Genomic DNA, 1,697 nt, shown 5'->3' with positions numbered 1-1,697 from the left:
GCCCCCACCGACCCCCTCCACCAGGTCACCGACGTGTTCGCGAGGGTCCTGGAGATGGCCCCCGGGCAACTGGACCCCGACCTCACCTTCGAGAACTACGGCGTGGACTCGCTGGTCGTCCTCGAACTGACGCGAGCACTGGAAGCGGTGTACGGCCCGCAGTCGGCGACGCTCCTGTTCGAGCGCATCACGATCCGCCAACTGGCCGACCACTTCCGAGCGAAGGCGACCCCCGCTCCGGCGCCCCTCGCCGAAGAGGACGCGCCCCTGGACGAGGCCGAGCGCCTCATCGCCGGCATGTCCGACGAAGCCGTGGAAGAACTCCTGGCCGAACTCCTCTCCCAGCAAGCGAAGTCCGAAGGGGGCGACCGATGACCGCCGCACCGTTCACCTGTGTCGTCATCGGCGAGGAAGCCCTCCTGGTCGAGTGCACCCGCCTCCTCCTGTCCCGGGGCCACACGGTCGCCGCCGTGGTCTCCCCCGCCCCCGACCTGCTGGCGTGGGCGGAGAGCGAGGGCCTGCCCGCCGTCCCCTTCGGCAAGGACCTCGCCGCCCGACTCCAACCCCTCACCTTCGACTACCTGTTCAGCATCGCCAACCTCCGCATGCTCCCGGACGAGGTGCTGAGCCTCCCCGCCGACCTCCCGGTCAACTTCCACGACGGCCCCCTCCCGAAGCACGCCGGTCTCTACGCGACGAGCTGGGCCATCCTGGACGGCGAGCGCGAACACGGCGTCACCTGGCACGTGATGAACCGCGAGGCCGACACGGGCGACCTGCTCAAGCAGCGCGTGGTCCCGGTCCCCCCGGCCGCGACCGTGCATGACCTGGACGTCGCCTGCTTCGACGCCGGCATCGAGTCCTTCGCCGAGCTGATCGACGAGCTGGCGGCGGGCACGGCCGTCCGCACCCCGCAGGACCTGGCCCTGCGCACGTACCACGCCCGGTACGACGGCCCGCCGCGCGGCGGCGTCTTCGACTGGCGCTCGGAGGCCGCCGGGCTCGACGCCCTGGTCCGCGCGACGGCGTTCGGCAGGCGCCGCAACGACTTCGGCACGGCCCTCCTCGCGACCGGCGACGACTTGGTGGCCGTCCGGGCGGTCGAGCTCACCGGCCAGCCGTCGACAGCGGCCCCCGGCACGATCGTCACGGTCACCCCGGACACCCTCACGGTCGCGACCGCCGACAAGGACATACGCCTCACCGACCTGGCCACCCTCACCGGCGAGAAGCTCGAACTCCCGGTGTTGGCCCGACAGTTGGATGGCCGCTTCCCGCACCTCTCCGAGGAGGAGGCGGCCGGACTGGAGCAGGCGTCGAGGGCGGCCCACCGCCGCGAGGCGCGCTGGCTGCGCACGCTGGGCCGACTGGAGCCCGTACTCCCGCCGAGGTTCGGCCAGTTGACGCCGACGACGAGCCACGCGGCCCCGGTCCCCCTGCCCGTACCGCTCCGCACGGCGGCCCCGGAACAGACCGCCCTGGCCGCCGTGCTGGCGTTCCTGACCCGCCTCGCACGCGGCGGCGAGCGCACCGTGGCGATCTCCGCGCACCCCCCGGCGAGCCGCGTCCTGGCCGCCGAACTCCCCCTGGACATACCGGAGAACCCCCTCAGCCACCCCCTCGCCGACCTCTCCGCCGGGCTCGGCCCTCGACTCGACCGGCTCCGCACGGAGTCGCCGTACCGCCGGGACATCCAC

The 1,697-nt window shown here is 73.0% G+C and carries 2 protein-coding genes; both read left to right on the top strand.

Annotation, left to right across the window (positions count from 1 at the left end; all coding sequences use genetic code 11):
- Positions 1-375, top strand: a 375-nt coding sequence (locus AOK24_RS07060; RefSeq protein WP_159051808.1) for an acyl carrier protein, incomplete at its 5' end; no start/stop codon positions are given.
- Positions 372-1,697, top strand: a 1,326-nt coding sequence (locus AOK24_RS07055; protein WP_276206826.1) for a formyltransferase family protein, incomplete at its 3' end; no start/stop codon positions are given. The genes AOK24_RS07060 and AOK24_RS07055, both read left to right, overlap by 4 nt.

This window comes from Streptomyces niveiscabiei, from assembly GCF_001419795.1.
In the GTDB taxonomy this organism is placed as follows: Bacteria; Actinomycetota; Actinomycetes; order Streptomycetales; family Streptomycetaceae; genus Streptomyces; species Streptomyces niveiscabiei.
The sequence above is the reverse complement of the archived record's forward strand: the minus strand, read 5'-3'. Positions and strand labels throughout refer to the sequence as shown.